Below are 17,002 nucleotides of genomic sequence, written 5' to 3'. Positions count from 1 at the left end.
TATACTTGTTAAAAAAACAAAAAAGGCTAAAATTAAATAGATATAAAAACTAGAAAGGAAGATTCATATGAGCAAACAATTTGATGTAATTGTTATTGGTGGTGGACACGCTGGTGTTGAAGGAGCATTAGCAGCTGCAAGACTTAACAAAAAAACAGCTTTAATTAATCTATACAAAGACAGAATTGCCGCAATGCCATGTAATCCTAGTATTGGTGGGCCAGCAAAAGGGATTGTTGTTAGAGAAATTGATGCATTAGGTGGTGAAATGGCCAAAGCTGCTGATAAAACAGCGTTACAAACTAAATTATTAAACTCTTCAAGAGGACCTGGTGTTTGAGCGTTAAGAGTTCAATCTGATAAAGTTGAATATGCAAAATACATGCAAAAAGTTGTTCTAGAACAAAACAACCTTGAATTAATTGAAGCAATTGCATCTGATCTTATTATTGAAGATAATGCTGTTAAAGGTGTTGTTTTAAATAATGGTGAAGTAGTTAAATCAAATGCTGTTATTTTAACAACAGGAACTTATTTGAAATCTGAAATTCTAACTGGATATGAAAAATTTTCTTCAGGACCAAATGAAGAACCAACATCTAATGGAATAAGCGAATCACTAAAAAATGCAGGTATTGAATTATTTAGATTTAAAACAGGAACACCTCCAAGAATATATAAAAACTCAGTGAATCTTTCAAAAGCAATCAAAGAACCAGGAACAGATGCAAAACTAGCTTTTAGTTTTTCAACTGATTTATATACTCCTTTAGAAAACCAAGAACTTTGTTATTTAATTCATTCAACACCAGAAACTAAAAAAATAATTGAAGAGAACTTAACAAAATCAGCAATGTATTCAGGGAAAATTGAATCAATAGGACCAAGATATTGCCCAAGTTTTGAAGATAAAATTGTAAGATTTGCTTCAAAAGAAACTCATCAAATTTTTATTGAACCAGAATCATTAAAAGGAGATGCTTGATACATTCAAGGCTTCTCAACATCAATGCCAACAGACGTGCAATTATTAATGATTAGATCTTTACCTGGGTTTGAAAAAGCTGAAGTTAAAGCATGAGCATATGCAATTGAATATGACTGCATAAATCCAATGCAATTAAACCCATCACTTGAATTAAAAAACATTAAAAATTTATTTACTGCTGGACAAATTAATGGAACTAGTGGATATGAAGAAGCTGCTGGTCAAGGATTAATGGCAGGAATTAATGCATCAAGAAAAATTGATGGATTAGAACCATTAATTTTAAGAAGAGATGAAGCTTATATTGGTGTGATGATTGATGATTTAATTAACAAAGGTGTTTGAGAACCATATCGATTATTAACAAGTCGAGCTGAACATAGATTATTATTAAGAAATGATAATGCAGAAGCTAGATTAAAAGATAAAGGTTATGAAATTGGTTTAATAACAGAACAAGAATATAATGCTTATCTAACATATACAAAACAAATTAATGATGCAATAAATCAGCTAGAAGAAGTTAGGTTTACACCAAAATCTGAACTTGCTATAAAACTAAAAGAGTTAGGACAAGCAGATTTAAAACATGGATATAGTGGAATTGAAATTTTAAAAATTCCAACAGTTAATATTGATGTTATGATTCCTTATGTTGACTGTTTAAAAGAATTAAAAAATAATCAATTGCAATCAATTGTTATTGAAACTAGATTTGCAGGTTATGTTAAAACAGAAAGACAAACAGTTGAAAGATTGATTAAGCTTGAAAAGAAAAAAATACCACTAGATATTGACTATGATAAGGTAGAAAATCTAGCAACAGAAGCTCGACAAAAATTAAAAAAAGTTAAACCTTTAAATATTGGACAAGCCTCAAGAATCACTGGAGTTAACCCTGCAGATATACAAATGTTGCTATTTTACCTTAAAAACTCTTACGCAAACAAGTAAATATACCACTAAAAGGTCAAACAATAAAATATTTGTTTATAATTATATACAAAAGAAGGAGGCATAAATATGTCAATAGAAATGAGAAATAAAAAGCATACAAGATCAATCGCATTAATATTTCTTTTAGTTTTATTTATCGCTTTAATCGTTGCTTTAAAATTGGCAAATCAAGTGTTAAATGGAACAGCTGATTGAGCAAAAACAATTCAAGGAACTAATCTTATAGAAAGTAAATACATTGTTGATGCTTGATTCACAGGAAGTAAAGGACTAAGTCATTTCTTCCAAGGGCCAATGGGATTTAAATCAATTTTACAATTTAAATTAGTTGCTGCTACAGGAACTGAAGGATACAAAACTTTCCTATTACCAATATTCTGAGATTTACTAATTAACTGAATTGCTATTGTTGGAATTATTTTCTTAGTAATCTTACTTATTATGAGTTTTGCAAAAGAAAATAGAATTAACAAAATTTTATCTGAAGCAGGTTCTACAACTGCACCTGAAGTAGTTAAAGAAGTTATCAAATTAGAAGAAAAATTAGAAGAAGAAGTAGTTGTTAAAAAACCAAAAGCTGCTAAAAAACCCGCAACTAAAAAAGTAGCTGAACCAAAAGTTGAAGAAGTTAAAATTGAAGAAAAACCAAAAGCTAAAGTTGCTGCAAAACTAGTAACTAAAAAAGCTGAAGCACCAAAAACTGCTGAAGTTAAAGTTGAAAAAGTTAAATCAGTTGCAACTAAAAAAGCAGGAATAACTTATGTGATTAAAAAACATTATGATCAAGTTTCTAAAAAAGATATTTTAGTTAAGTTAGAAGAAAAATATTCAGACTTTAGTAAAAAATCAGTTAAAGAAATTGTTGACCTAGCATTTAATATTATGGCTGATAGATTAACAAAAAATGAAGAAATCACAATTAATAACTTTGGTAAATTATCAAAAGTTCATAAAGAAGCTAAAAAAGGAATCAACCCATTAACAGGTAAAACTATTAAAATATCTGCTTCAAACACTGTTAAATTTAAAGCAAACAAACACTTAAAAGAAACAATGACAAATACTAAATGAACAGGATTAAAAAAAGTTAAAAAATAATCTTAAGACACCATAGGTGTCTTTTTTATGTTTGTATAATAAATTAAGATAAGTTATAATAAAAATGAACAATTGAAGAAAGAAAAAAATTATACATGACAACATAATGGGTTGTCGACCTGCGTTTGGACCTATCCAGATACTATAATCATGGAAGTTTTTTATTAAAAAAAACTTCCTTTTCTTTTTTGTTTGGAAAGGGGTAAATATGAAAAAACTATTGTTAACTTTATTAAGTACAACAATAACAACAACAACCTTGACTACCGTTGTTTCATGTGAAACAGATAAACATTTCGGTGGAATATATTTAATAACAGATTCAGGTAAAGTCGATGATAAATCATTTAATCAATCGACTTATGAAGCTGGTACAGAGTTTACAAAAGAAATTTTGGGAATTGATAAAAAAATAGGTTATATTCAACCTGATTCAACAGCACCAAAAACTATGAAAAGAGCATACAAATCTGCTAGAAGTAATGGTGCTAAAACTTTATTACTACCAGGGTTTCACCATGCAATGCCTAGTGAAGGTGAACATAATGGTGCTAAAATCATGCATGGTTATGGGTCAACAATTATTTTAGATTCAAATAGCGCAGCTGAAAATGAAGTTGGTGTTGTTTTTAGAGGAGATGTTTCAGGATTTTATGCAGGAATGTCTTCAATCATTTGATCTTTAAAAAATGAAAACTATTCAAATAACACAATCTCATTAGGTTCATATGGAGGGGTTTCAAACTCTGGTTCAGTTGATAACTTTATTGTAGGGTTCTTAGCTTCTATTGAAGTCTATAATGAATTTAAAAGTGATGAAGCATTTTTAGATACATTTGGAATTGATCATGATGTTGCTAAGAAAGTAACTGTTAGAAAAGCACAAAATGAATATCCAAAGTCAAAAGATGATACAACTTGATTTTCAAATAGTTTTTTAATCGGTCAATCAAAATTAGTTTTAGATAATTTAACAGATAAATCAAAATCAGTTAAACCAAATATAATAATGCCTGTAGCAGGACCAGAAACTTCTGATGCGATTAGTTATGATCAATCATGAAAAGTTATTGGTGTTGATACTAACCAAGCAGAATCATATGGTAAAGATGCTGAAAATAGATTTATAACATCAGCAGAAAAAGATTTAAAAAATGCAGCTATAGTTTCATTAGCACATACACCTGAATGAATAAATAATGAAGAATATCCAGATATTCTAAAAAATGTAAGTGAAAAATACTCAGACAAAATTCAACTAACAAAAGAAGTTAAAAAAGAAGACGGTACAACAGCATTTATTGATGTTGATATTGCCCAAAATGAAACTTGAATTGGTGGAGATGTTTGAGTAAATGGAACAATGTCAGCTGGGGGAGCAAATTTACTTGAAGAAGAAATTGCTGAAAAGGTTAAAACATACTTTTCATCAAAAGCACTAACTGAAGCATCAAAAAGTTTATTTTCAAAATATATTAATAAAATAATACCATCATTAGGAACAATTATTGCTAATGATGTTGTTGTAGATTATGCAAAAACAATAACAAGTAATATGACAACAGAAACAATGATAAAAAATAAATAAAAGGAGAATCATGAAAAATATTAATGCAGTAGAGATGAAAAATATTTCAATGATTTTCAATAAAAAAATTGTTGCTAATAAAAATATTAATTTAGAAGTTTTAAAAGGTGAGGTTCATGCTCTAATGGGTGAAAATGGAGCAGGAAAATCAACATTAATGTCAATTCTATTTGGTATTTATGAACCAACAGAAGGAAACATTTTTATTAATGAAAGAGAAGAAATTATATCTTCACCAGTTAAGGCAACAAAACTAGGGATTGGAATGGTTCACCAACATTTTAAATTGGTTGATATCTTTCCAGTTTGAAAAAATATAATCCTTGGAGTTGAAGAAACAAAATACAAACAAGTTATTAATAAGAAAAAAATTATTGAAGATTTAACTAAGATCATGAAAGAATATAATCTTGAAGTAGACTTGAATGCTAAAGTTAAAGATATTTCAGTTGGGATGAAACAAAGAATTGAGATTTTAAAAATCCTTTATCGAAAAGCAGAAATTATGGTTTTTGATGAACCAACAGCGGTTTTAACTCCATCTGAAATTGAAGGACTTCTAAAAGTTATTAAAGAATTAAAAGCTATGGGTAAAACAATTATTCTAATTACTCACAAAATGGCTGAAATTAAAGAAGTAGCTGATAGAGCAACAATTATTAGAAAAGGCCAATATGTTGGGACATATAATGTTAAAAAGACATCATCAAGTAAACTAGCTGAAGCCATGGTTGGTAGAAAAATTATTGAGATTAAAAACCAACATAAACAAAATAATAATGATGATTTAATTGTTATTAAAAACTTAAGTGTTAAAAAACATAGTAATAATAAAGTATTAGGATTAAAGAATTTTTCAACAAAAATTAAAGCTGGAGAAATTTTAGGTATTGCGGGAGTTGAGGGAAACGGTCAAATCGAACTAGCTGAAGCAATAAGTGGGATGGTGAAAGCTGAAAGTGGAAAAATAATAATAAATGGTAAAAATATAACCAATGATTCTATTAATAAAAGATATATCCAACATAAAATGGGATTTATCCCAGAAGATAGACATAAGTTTGGGTTAGTTCTAGATGCTAACTTAATAACAAATGTAGCACTTCAGGACATCTCAACTAAAAAATATAGTAGACATGGTTTTATTAACAAAACAGCAATGCAAACAAATGCACAAGAAATAATTGGAAAATTTGATGTTAGAAACGCTGATTCAGGATTTGCAATTGCAAGACAATTATCTGGTGGTAATCAACAAAAAATGATTATTGGTAGAGAATTAACAAGAGATACTCAATTTATTATAATTTTCCAACCCACAAGAGGATTAGATGTTGGTTCAGTAGAATTTATACATACTGAAATACTTAAAGCAAAAGATGAAGGAAAAGCAATTATTTTAGTTTCATATGAGCTTTCAGAAATATTACAACTTTCTGATCGAATTATCGTATTAAATTCAGGTAATGTAGTTGGAGAAGTTTCAGGTAAATCAGCAACAAGAGAAATAGTAGGGAAAATGATGATTTCATCAGTGGTGGCGTAGTTATGAAAAAGATTAATCATTGAAAATTTAAAACAAAGTCAATCGCGTATGTAAAATCAACTACATTTAAGACAAAAACATCTTATGTAAAAGTTTCCTTCATTTCAATTATTCTTGGTTTATTATGTGGAATTATATTCTTATACTGTTTTGGAATGAACGGGTTTGGATTTATATTTAGTAGCCTTATCAAACCATTTGCTGAACCAGTATATCCAGAAGAAACAGTTATTCTACTAGCAGTATTTATATTATTAGGTCTAGGACTTGCATTAGGATTTAGAGTTAAGTTATTTAACATGGGTGGTAGTGGACAAGCACTTGGAGGTCTGCTAATTACTTATATGTTTTTAAGTGCAATAACTGGTGGATCAGATTTTTCTAATTTAGCAGGTGGGTATGGAATAGTATTGTTCTTGATATTTATTATAGCAGGAGCAATAGTGTCATCACTTACAGGGATTTTAAAAGTGCTATTTAATATCCATGAAGTAGCGACATCAATCGTTATAAACTGAATTTTATGATACTTATTAAAATACTTCTTATTTGTTAAATTTGAAACACAAGTTAACTCACCGAATTTACCAGAAGTATTTGGTTCATATTTATGAGTATTTGCAATTATAATTGCTTTAGTTTCAGTAATTACTGTATTTGTTGTTTGTGAAACAACAACAGTTGGTTATAAATATAAAGTAGTAGGTATGCAGTCAACTGCAGCTAAATATGCAGGAATTAAAACTAATACATTTATCATTGGAGTTACTGTACTACAAGGGATATTTATATCAGCAGCTGGTTTCTTCTATTACTTTGGATTAAAAAGTAATATATCAGTTACAAATGATATTATGCCGTTGTTAGGATTTGATGGTATTCCAATTGCATTAGTTGCATTTAACAATTTCTTAGGAATTATTCCTGTGGCAATACTGTGAGCTATTTTAAAAGATGGAATTCAATTAACTATGAATTCACCTCAATACATGGGATTGCCAGCAGAAACATCTGACTTATTATTTGGAATAATTATTCTATTCTCAACAATGTACTTACTATTAATGAAAATTAATACGATAAAGTATATTAATATAATGATTTTTAAAATTAGAAATTCACATTTTAAATTACAAATTAAAACTATTAATACAAGTATTAGAAAAGCAAAATACGAAAAACTAGCTATTTTATTTGGAAAACAGTTAGAAAAAGAAAAAGCAGAAATCAAACAAGTAAAAGATTTATTAAAAGCTAATACAAAAGATGAAAAATTAATAAATGAATTAACTAATTTAAAAGAAAATTATATTGAATTGAAAAACTTTAAATTATCAAAAATTAAAAGTAAGATTAAAGATTTAAAAAATGAAAAACGAATTTATATTGATAATGAATTAGAGAGATACAAAGAAAATTCAATTAGCGGTTTAAAATTTGTTCATACTGATCGATATAATCTAGCAACGTTCCCTGTTTTAAATAAAGTTGTAATCTTATCTTCAGAGATTCAAAATATTGATAAAAGCATAAAAGCTGAATCAAAAGATCAAAGAGATAATTTAATTTCTAAAAAAACAAAACTAGAAGATAAGGCAATTGCTTTAATCGACAAACAAGAAAAAGATGTTATTAAAATTAAGAATGCTTATATAAAAGCAAAAAAAGATGCTAACAAATATTTAAAAGAGGTAAAACAAGAATACTTAAATGAAATTAAAAAATTAAAACAAACTAAAGCATCACAAACATTTAAAAAAATAAAAATTGAAAACTTAAAAATTCAATTATTAGAAAAGCAAATGGAGGTAGTAAAACTTTATGGAAGCAATATTTAGTCTAGCATTAGGTTTTTTTGTAGTTTTCACTTTAGGAACTATCTCAGGAATGTTTTCAGAAAGATCAGGAGTTATTAACTTAGGAATTGAAGGATTTATGACTATTGGTGCTTTAGCATACGTATCATTTTCATTCATGATTAAGAAAACAACAACTAATTATGAAGAATTGCATATTTTATATTTAATATTTGGAGCATGTTTCTCAATGGTTGTAGCAAGTTTATTCTCACTATTACAAACATTAATGGTTTTAAAATTAGAAACAGATCAAATAATTTCTGGTACTGTTATTAATTTACTTGCACAAGGAATTGCATTATTTATAGTACATATTGAAGGATTTGGAACTGGAGGTACAATTCTTGGATCATTAAGTCCAAAATTGATATCATTTAATTATTTCATTGGATATGCTGTAGTTATCTTATTAGCAACATTTGCATTAGGATTATACTTTACTTTTACAAAAGTTGGAACTAGACATATAGCAGCTGGTGAAAATCCACAAGCTTTAGATGCAGCAGGAATTAAAGTAAATAAATATAGATTTATTTGTATTACTATTTCTGGTGCTATTGCAGGATTAGCAGGAACAATGTTTGTAATTACTCAATCACTTCAAAACTTTAATGGTAGTGTACAAGGACTAGGATTTATTGCATTAGCAATTATGATTATTGGTCAATGAAAAGTAAGTTTAATCTTAATGTTCTCAATTGTATTCTCAATTCTATTTAGTATTGGTCAAAAAATTACAGGATTAAATGCATTACCAAGAGCACTTCCATTTATCATGTCATTAGTTGTAATGGTAATAGCATCAAAATGATCTTTACCACCACAAGCAAGTGGTGTACCATTTGACAAAACATTAAGATAAAATATATTTAAAGGAAGAAGAGGATTTTTAAAATGTCACCACACATTAGCGCAAAAAAAGAAGATATTGCAAAAACAGTTTTAATGCCAGGAGACCCATTAAGAGCTAAAAAAATTGCTGAAACATATTTAGAAAATGTTAAGTTAGTTAATGAAGTAAGAAATATGCTTATGTATACTGGAACTTACAAAGGAGTTAAAGTAACTATTGCAGGAAGCGGAATGGGATGCCCAAGCATTGGAATTTATTCATATGAATTCTTTAACTTTTATGATGTTCAGAATATTATAAGAATAGGATCAGCAGGAAGTTATAAAAAAGAAATCAAAGTTTATGATGTTTATAATGTCAAAGAAGCTTATAGTGATAGTAATTATGCAAAAATTGCTGCGAACATTGATGACAAAGTAATTAAAGCAGGAGAAAAACTTTATTCTTTAATTCAAAAAGTTGCAGAAGAACACAAAATTAAAACTTTAACAGGAAGAGCTCACTCATCTGATGTATTCTATCGTCATGGTGATGTTATGGAGTTTGTTAAAGAAAATAATTTAGATGTTGTTGAAATGGAATCTGTTGCATTATTTGCAAATGCAATTAAAGCAAAAAAACAAGCTGCTTGTTTATTAACAGTTTCAGACAACTTAGTAACAAAAGAAGTAACAACAGCTGAAGAAAGACAAAACAATTTCATGCAAATGGTTGAAATTGCGCTAGAAACAGCGCTAAAACTTAAATAATTATTTAAATTAAGCACACTATAGGTGTGCCTTTTTATTTTTCCTTGTTTTGTTATCTTTTTTTTGATACATTTTCTTATAACTCACTAAAAATAAAAAAATAAGGAAAGAAAGAATATATGTTCAAGAAAAAAAACAAAAGTTCAAAAGTTTATGAGTTTTGGTACTTGTTCTTACTAATCATAGGAATTTGTATAGGTTCAGGAATTTATGTAAAAAATAAAGAATTAATTGATCAAACAAAGAGTCCATGAATAGCAACTGTTTTATGACTTGCAATTGGAATGGTTTGCGTTATTTCAATTGTTGTTTTTATGGAAATAGCTAAATCAACAGAAAAAGAAGGAAATGGTACAGTAAGTAACTGATGTAAATTATTTATTAACAGAAAATTTGCATCATTTGTTTCAATATTATATACAACAATTTATATGCCAGCTTACCAATCAATTTTTGTAAGTTTAACTATTGCATACTTTTTTGTGTTCACTGGTATAACCCCTGATCCAGGTGCTTTATTAAGTATTTATATAATTGTAGGTATTTTATTATTTGTATTATTTGCATTTGTTAATATTTATGCAGCAAATATTTCTAGAAAAATGCAGTTTGTTGCAATATTTATTAAGTTTATTCCGCTAATCATCGCATTCTTTGCAGGATTTATTATTGCAATCATTGGATCTAATCCAACAGGAAATGGAATGTGTATGGCTCAAGGAACAGATTTAATGTTTATGAACTTCTTAGGTGGTATGGGTGCTATTTTATTCTCATTTGATGGATATATATTTACAGCCAATACTCAAAAAAGTGCAAAACATAAAGAAGTAGTTCCAATTGCAATTATTTCAGGTTTAGTATTTATCACATTATTTTATGTATTGATGGCATTATCACTCTTCTTAGGTGGGAATGGTAGTGTTAAAGCTGTTTTAATGCAAATATTTTCAGGGTTCAGTCAACATCCATCAGCTAGAGCAAAAAAAGCAGCTTCTACAGTTGTTTACATAATTCTATTTTTAATTTGTATATTAAACATTAATATGTTTACTCATTTTGGTACATCAAATTTACTATCTGATCACAATATAAAATTAATGTATTTAAAAGAAGGAAAAAATGGATTTAAAAAATCAGCACTTACACAAGCAGCAATATCATCAACATTCTATGTAGTTTTAATTTTAATTGGAGCATTAACTAAACATGGTAATTGAAATGGTATTGGAACTGATCCGTTTTTAAGCGGAGATATATATATTGAATATTTAACTGCTCCAATGTTTTATATTGGTATCATGTCTTCAGTTTGTGTTATTTTAATATTTATTGTTCTTTCAATCTTAATGATTGCTGCAATGATTAATAGAAAAACAGGTAAAGTAAAAGTTAGCAAAGTTAAATTCTTTTGACAATCAGCAATTATATCTACAACATTATTCATGTTTTTTACAATATGTGGACTATTAGTATTTTTAGCACCACAATTATTAGATGAAAGAGATATGAATTGAGTTACAAATGGTGGAATGATGTTCACAATTATATTTATTGTGACTTTGGCAGCAACTTTTATTGTATGATTAATACAAGAAAGAATGTTCATTAAACGCCCATTTAAAAACGGGTTTGAAGGTGAAATTGATAAAGCTATGAAAGTTAATAACTGAATGGCTGCAAAAGAAGATCAAGAACTTAAGGAATTAGAAAATGAATCAAAAACAAAAATGAAATCTGCCTAACATATTAACACTTATAAGATTATTACTTGTACCAGTAGTTTTTATGTTAGTTATCGCAAATATATACCACTGAGATAAAAATTGAATTGTAGGAAATGCTGACTCAACTTTTAAAATAACTTTAACTATGTTATTAGCGGGTGTTGTATTTATTGTTGCTAGTTTTACAGACTTTTTAGATGGATATTTAGCAAGAAAAAATAATCAAGTTACAGACTTTGGTAAATTATTTGATCCAATTGCTGATAAATTATTAGTTAACTCAGTCTTAATATTATTTGCATCAAGTATTTCAATCATTTCTGTTTGAATAACTTTAATATTAATTTTAAGAGATATATTTGTTGATTTCATTCGAATGATTTTAAGCTCAAAAGGTGTAACTTTATCTGCTGGAATATTTGGTAAATTAAAAACAATTTTTCAAATGATAGGATTATCATTATTATTTTTTGTTAGTTCATTTACATTTAATTTTGAAGTATGACAAGAACAATTAGTTTTAATTCCAATGTATATTGCTGTTGCATTTAGTTTATACAGTGGAGTTGACTACTTCTTAAAAGCAAGAAAAAATTTATTTTAATTTTAAAAGAAAGCATGGTGCTTTCTTTTTTATTTTCTTTTATAAAAAACAAAAATTATCAAATTATAATGTCATAATTGTAATAATAAGAATATAAAAATGCATTAATAATAATTGACGTTCAAAATTACTATTTCCCTAATGGGAAAATTGAACTAAAGAATACTGAAAAAACACTAAATAAAATTTTAAAACTAGAACAATCAGGCACATGAAAATAATGAAATAATAATTTATATTAAACATATAAATAGTGAAAATGCTTTATTTTTTTGCCCAATACAAATGGTATTGAGATTGATAAAGATTTTAATACTGAACTTGTTAAAGTGGTAATAAAAAATGAACTAGATTCATTTATGAATACAAAATTAAAAAAGTTTTAGATTTGCATGAAATAACAAATTTAACTATCTGTGGAATAATGACTCATATGTGCGTTGATACAACAGTCAGAAGTACTTATGAAAAAGGTTATAAAGTTAAGTTAGTAGCAGAAGGATGCACAACAAAGAATTTAACATTTAATAATGTTGAAGTTAACTATAAAGAAGTTAATATTTCATACTTTGCTGCCTTAGCTAGATTTCCATAAGTTATATAAGATGATAAATGAACAAAAAATTTGTTTATTTTTATTTTTTTATTTTGAGCAATATACAAAGTATACATTTATTTTGTATTGATATAAAGAAACTCGCTATATGCTATAATAATTTAAGTTAAAAAAGAAATGAAGGTGCCAAAGTTGTTTAATAATTGAAAAATTTTTGAAAGTAATCTTGGCTTTGCACCCTCAGAAACAATAAAAATAAAATTGGATAAATATTACAAAATCCTTTTAGCAGAAAATGCAAAATATAATTTAACAAGAATTACAAGTGAAAAAGAGGTTTATGAAAAACATTTCTTAGATTCTTTACTATTTACAAAAGAACACAAACTAAGTAATGAAAAAATTATTGATATAGGAACAGGTCCTGGTTTTCCAGGAATAGTATTAAAAATATTTTTCCCTGAAATAGAAATTACATTAATTGATTCAAATAATAAAAAAGTAAATTTTTTAAATATATTGATAGAGAAGTTAAATTTAAAAAAAATTACTGCAAAACACGTAAGAGCTGAAGAATTAGCAAGAATTGAAAACGAGCATTATGATATTGTTATTTCTAGAGCAGTAGCTTATCTTGATGTAATTTTAGAATTAGGTGTTAGATTTACAAAAATTGAAGGAAAAGTTATTTTATTAAAAGGACCTAAAGCAGATGAAGAAATCTTGAATTCAAAAAATATAGCTGAAAAATTAAAAGTAACTTTAACAGCTAAACAAATTTTAAAAGATACAGGTTTTGGTGAAAGAATTAACTTGTTTTATACAAAAACTAAATCAACACCAGATTTATATCCAAGAGAGTATGCAAGAATAGTTAAAGAAAGTGGTAAAAAACATGCATAGTGAATTAGAAGTACGAGATATTGTTATTTTCAAAAAAGCGCATCCCAGTGGAACAATTAAATGAGAATTAATTCGCATTGGAGCATTTTACAAATTTAGAAGTACAGATCGATTTGATCTTTTCATTGAATTACGAAGAAATATTTTAGATAAACAAATAAAACAAATAATAAAAATTAAAGGAGAATAGTCATGAGTTTAAAAGTAGGAATTGTAGGATTACCAAATGTTGGTAAATCAACTTTATTTAATGCAATTACAAATTCAAAAGTAGAAGCAGCAAATTATCCATTTGCAACAATTGAACCAAACATTGGAGTTGTAGAAGTACCAGATGAAAGATTAGATAAAATCTTTGAAATATTTAGTTCTAAAAAGAAAATAGCAACAACAATTGAATTTGTTGATATTGCAGGGTTAATTGCAGGAGCTTCAAAAGGTGAAGGATTAGGAAATGCCTTTTTAGCTAATATTAGAGAAACAGATGCAATTTGTGAAGTTGTTAGATGTTTTGATAACAAAGATATAACTCACGTTGAAGGCAGTGTTGATCCTATTAGAGATATTGAAATAATTAATTTAGAATTAATGTTATCTGATCAATTTACAATTAAAAAACGTATTGAAAGAATTACTCCAAAAGTTCGTGGAGGAGATAAAACATTTGCAGCTGAAATGGAAGTATTAATAAAAGCTGAAGCATGCTTAGATCAAAATAAATTATTAAATACTTTAGAATTAGATGAAGAAGAATCAAAAATATTAAAGGGATTCCAATTCTTAACAGCTAAAACTTTTATTTACGTTGCTAATGTTAAAGATGATGAATTAATGGAAGATAACGAATATGTTAAACAAGTAAAAGAGTTTGCAAAAAACAATAATGCATCAGTTGTAAAAATCTGTGCAAAAATTGAAGAAGATTTAAGTGAAGCAACACCTGAAGAAAAAACTGAATTCTTAAATGATTTAGGAGTTAAGTATTCCGGATTAGAACAAGTTATTAAAGCAGCCTATGAAGCATTAAACTTAGAAACTTATTTTACAGCCGGACCACAAGAAGCAAGAAGTTGACAATATAAAAAAGGCTGAACAGCACCTCAATGTGCAGGAGTTATTCATACTGACTTTGAAAGAGGATTTATTAAAGCTGATATTTATAATGTTCAAGATCTATTTGATTTAGGAGATGAAAAGAAAGTTAAAGAATCTGGAAAAATGCGTCTTGAAGGTAAGAGTTATGTAATGCAAGATGGTGATGTTTGTTTCTTTAAATTCAATGTCTAGTTTAAAGTTTAAAAAAACATTGTCTTATCAAGGCAATAATCTTAGATATACAATCACATATAAGGAACAAAAACACATCATTTTAAGGGTTGTTCAAGGGAAAGTAAGAATTAGTGCACCCTTTAACACACCAGACTGAGAAGTCGAAAAAATTATTTATAAGAACATATCAAAAATTGTGACAGTTCAAAATCAACATATTATTGGTTCAGTTTATGATTTTAATACATTAAAACCATGAGTAAAAATATTTCATAATGAAATTGAAATAGTAATTGATGAAAATTTAACAAGATCAAAAATTGAAGATAATAAAATTTATATGAAAAATTATTTTGATCAAGAAGAACAAATTAAAAAATTATATAGTATATTAGCAAAACATTATAAAAATTGATTTATTTCAAGAACAATTGATTGAAGTTTGAAAATGAATATTCAATTTAGAAACGTTAATGTTAAATTAATGAAAGCTAAATGAGGATATTGTTTACCTAAAGAATTAAAGATTGCTTTTAATACAAAATTATTACATTTCACTGAAGAAATAATCAGTTATGTAATTATTCATGAATTAACACATATTTTATATCCAAATCACTCTAAAGAGTTTTGACATTTTGTTGAAAGATATTGCCCTGAATATAAAAAGTTACAAACTTTATTAAATTCCACAGGAATATAGATTTTTTAAATCAAATATTCTATAATCAATCTTAAGAATTATTTGGAGGGTATTATGACAAAGCAAGTATTTAACTTTTTAAAAGGTCCACAAATAATCAAAATTGAATTTTTTACAGTCAAATAATCGTCTTTTGTAGACGATTATTTTTTTTGTAAATTTTCAATGAAAGAGGAGAAAAAATGGAAGAAGCAAAAATCAAAGACATTGGTTTAGTGTTAGAACCAAGAGAAAAACCAAAGAGTTATGCACAATGATTTATATTTGCAATTCAACACGTTTTTGCAATGTTTGGATCAACAGTATTAGTTCCAATTATTATTAACAGTTTAGCAAAAGAAACTGTTATGACATCATCAATGGCATTATTTTGTTCAGGAGTTGGAACATTAATTTATATTGTTTTAACAAAAGCAAAAGTACCTATGTATTTAGGAAGTTCATTTGCATATATGAGTGCAATAGGGCTTAACTACCCTGCATATGGAAATTCAGTGTTTGTAGCTGTTATGGTTGCAGGACTAATTTATATATTATTTGGAATTCTAGTTTATTATTTAGGAACAGAATTTATTGAAAAAATATTCCCTGTGATTGTAATTGGACCATTAATTATGATTATTGGATTAAGTGCAGCACCATCAGCATTAACTAACGCTGGTATTGTAAGTGCAGACGCTTGAGCGGCAACTAAAAAAACTTATCCACAATGATTAGCAGCTATAATTGCCATATTTACATTTATGGTAACTGTAATAGTTACATTAAAAGCAAAAGGGATAGCAAAAGTTGTTCCAGTTATTATTGGAATTGCTGCAGGATTTATTTTAAGTTTAATAATTCATTTCTCAATGAAAGATTCAAATTTAATGGATATATCAAAAATTACTGATGTTAAGCAATGAGAATGATATCCATCATTTAAACGATTATGAAAACAAGAAGCTAAAAATATCTTCCCATCAATCCTAGCAATTTCACCATTAGCGATTATTGCAATGGCAGAACACATTGGTGATCATATTGCTATGGGATACATTACTAAAAAAGATTTTGTAAAAGACCCAGGTATTCATAGAACATTAATTGCTGATGGAGTATCAATTGTATTTGATGGACTTGTTGGTGGACCACCAAACACAACATATGGAGAAAATACAGCTATTGTAGGAATGACAAAAGTGGCATCAGTTTGAGTTATTGGAACAGCTGCTGTAATTGCTATATTACTTTCATTTATTGCACCAGTTAACCAAACTATTGCGATGTTACCAGATCCAGCAATGGGTGGAGTTGGAATGATTATGTTTGGATTTATTAGTATTAATGGAGTAAGAATTATGATTACAAATAAAACAGATTTTATGAATATGAGAAATGTATTTATATCTGCAACTGTATTAGTAATTGGACTAGTTCTTAGTGTATTAGGACAAGGAATTGATATTGGTTGATTCAATCTTCCAGGATTAGGATTAGCAGCATTTACAGGAATTATATTAAATTTAATATTACCTCATGATCTAAACCAAGGATTTGTAAAAATCGAATGAATTAAATCAAAATTAAAAAGAAGAAAATAATAGTTAACAATTTATATAA

Annotated in this window: 15 protein-coding genes and 1 riboswitch; all 15 genes read left to right on the top strand. The window is 27.3% G+C overall.

Annotated elements, in window-relative coordinates:
* Positions 1-67: 67 nt before the first annotated feature.
* The 15 genes from mnmG to EMELA_RS04250 all read left to right on the top strand — a co-directional run bounded on the left by mnmG (position 68) and on the right by EMELA_RS04250 (position 16,983).
* Positions 68-1,942 (top strand): tRNA uridine-5-carboxymethylaminomethyl(34) synthesis enzyme MnmG, encoded by a 1,875-nt coding sequence (gene mnmG / locus EMELA_RS04320; RefSeq protein WP_028123896.1) that lies wholly within the window; start codon positions 68-70, stop codon positions 1,940-1,942.
* Between the two features lie 69 nt (positions 1,943-2,011).
* Positions 2,012-3,043, top strand: coding sequence for an HU family DNA-binding protein (locus EMELA_RS04315; RefSeq protein ID WP_051584577.1), 1,032 nt, complete (start codon positions 2,012-2,014; stop codon positions 3,041-3,043).
* Positions 3,044-3,130: 87 nt separating this feature from the next.
* Positions 3,131-3,193, top strand: a riboswitch (nucleoside riboswitch).
* Positions 3,194-3,251: 58 nt separating this feature from the next.
* The gene (locus EMELA_RS04310) at positions 3,252-4,631 is read left to right on the top strand and encodes a type 1 periplasmic-binding domain-containing protein (protein ID WP_028123894.1); all 1,380 of its coding nucleotides are present in this window, start codon (positions 3,252-3,254) and stop codon (positions 4,629-4,631) included.
* A 10-nt stretch (positions 4,632-4,641) separates the two neighbouring features.
* Positions 4,642-6,177, top strand: a complete 1,536-nt coding sequence (locus EMELA_RS04305) for an ABC transporter ATP-binding protein (protein ID WP_028123893.1) — start codon at positions 4,642-4,644, stop codon at positions 6,175-6,177.
* Positions 6,178-6,179: 2 nt separating this feature from the next.
* A complete protein-coding gene (locus EMELA_RS04300; protein ID WP_028123892.1) occupies positions 6,180-8,015 on the top strand; it encodes an ABC transporter permease in 1,836 nt (611 codons plus the stop codon).
* Positions 7,999-8,898 carry an ABC transporter permease gene (locus tag EMELA_RS04295; RefSeq protein ID WP_028123891.1) on the top strand — a complete coding sequence of 300 codons (900 nt, stop codon included), beginning with the start codon at positions 7,999-8,001 and terminating at the stop codon, positions 8,896-8,898. The genes EMELA_RS04300 and EMELA_RS04295 overlap by 17 nt, the downstream gene beginning before the upstream one ends.
* Positions 8,899-8,930: 32 nt before the next feature.
* Positions 8,931-9,638 carry a purine-nucleoside phosphorylase gene (gene deoD, locus EMELA_RS04290; RefSeq protein ID WP_028123890.1) on the top strand — a complete coding sequence of 236 codons (708 nt, stop codon included), beginning with the start codon at positions 8,931-8,933 and terminating at the stop codon, positions 9,636-9,638.
* 119 nt (positions 9,639-9,757) lie between these two features.
* The gene (locus EMELA_RS04285; RefSeq protein WP_028123889.1) at positions 9,758-11,383 is read left to right on the top strand and encodes an APC family permease; all 1,626 of its coding nucleotides are present in this window, start codon (positions 9,758-9,760) and stop codon (positions 11,381-11,383) included.
* A complete protein-coding gene (gene pgsA, locus EMELA_RS04280) occupies positions 11,352-11,969 on the top strand; it encodes a CDP-diacylglycerol--glycerol-3-phosphate 3-phosphatidyltransferase (RefSeq protein ID WP_028123888.1) in 618 nt (205 codons plus the stop codon). Before EMELA_RS04285 ends, pgsA begins: the two co-directional genes overlap by 32 nt.
* Before the next feature lie 355 nt (positions 11,970-12,324).
* Positions 12,325-12,564, top strand: coding sequence for an isochorismatase family protein (locus EMELA_RS04275; RefSeq protein ID WP_084485275.1), 240 nt, complete (start codon positions 12,325-12,327; stop codon positions 12,562-12,564).
* Between the two features lie 153 nt (positions 12,565-12,717).
* On the top strand, positions 12,718-13,428 hold the full coding sequence (gene rsmG, locus EMELA_RS04270) for a 16S rRNA (guanine(527)-N(7))-methyltransferase RsmG (RefSeq protein WP_028123887.1): 711 nt from the start codon (positions 12,718-12,720) through the stop codon (positions 13,426-13,428).
* A complete protein-coding gene (locus tag EMELA_RS04265; protein WP_028123886.1) occupies positions 13,421-13,618 on the top strand; it encodes a DUF951 family protein in 198 nt (65 codons plus the stop codon). The genes rsmG and EMELA_RS04265 overlap by 8 nt, the downstream gene beginning before the upstream one ends.
* Positions 13,619-13,620: 2 nt before the next feature.
* Positions 13,621-14,715 (top strand): redox-regulated ATPase YchF, encoded by a 1,095-nt coding sequence (gene ychF / locus EMELA_RS04260; RefSeq protein ID WP_028123885.1) that lies wholly within the window; start codon positions 13,621-13,623, stop codon positions 14,713-14,715.
* Positions 14,687-15,400 carry a YgjP family zinc-dependent metalloprotease gene (locus EMELA_RS04255; RefSeq protein WP_028123884.1) on the top strand — a complete coding sequence of 238 codons (714 nt, stop codon included), beginning with the start codon at positions 14,687-14,689 and terminating at the stop codon, positions 15,398-15,400. The genes ychF and EMELA_RS04255 overlap by 29 nt, the downstream gene beginning before the upstream one ends.
* A 182-nt stretch (positions 15,401-15,582) precedes the next feature.
* On the top strand, positions 15,583-16,983 hold the full coding sequence (locus EMELA_RS04250) for a uracil-xanthine permease family protein (RefSeq protein ID WP_028123883.1): 1,401 nt from the start codon (positions 15,583-15,585) through the stop codon (positions 16,981-16,983).
* Positions 16,984-17,002: the final 19 nt, after the last annotated feature.

The sequence above is a fragment of the Mesoplasma melaleucae genome (assembly GCF_002804105.1).
Lineage (GTDB): Bacteria > Bacillota_I > Bacilli_A > Mycoplasmatales > Mycoplasmataceae > Mesoplasma > Mesoplasma melaleucae.
Note: the sequence above shows the minus strand (reverse complement) of the source record. Positions and strands in the feature narration are given on the sequence as shown.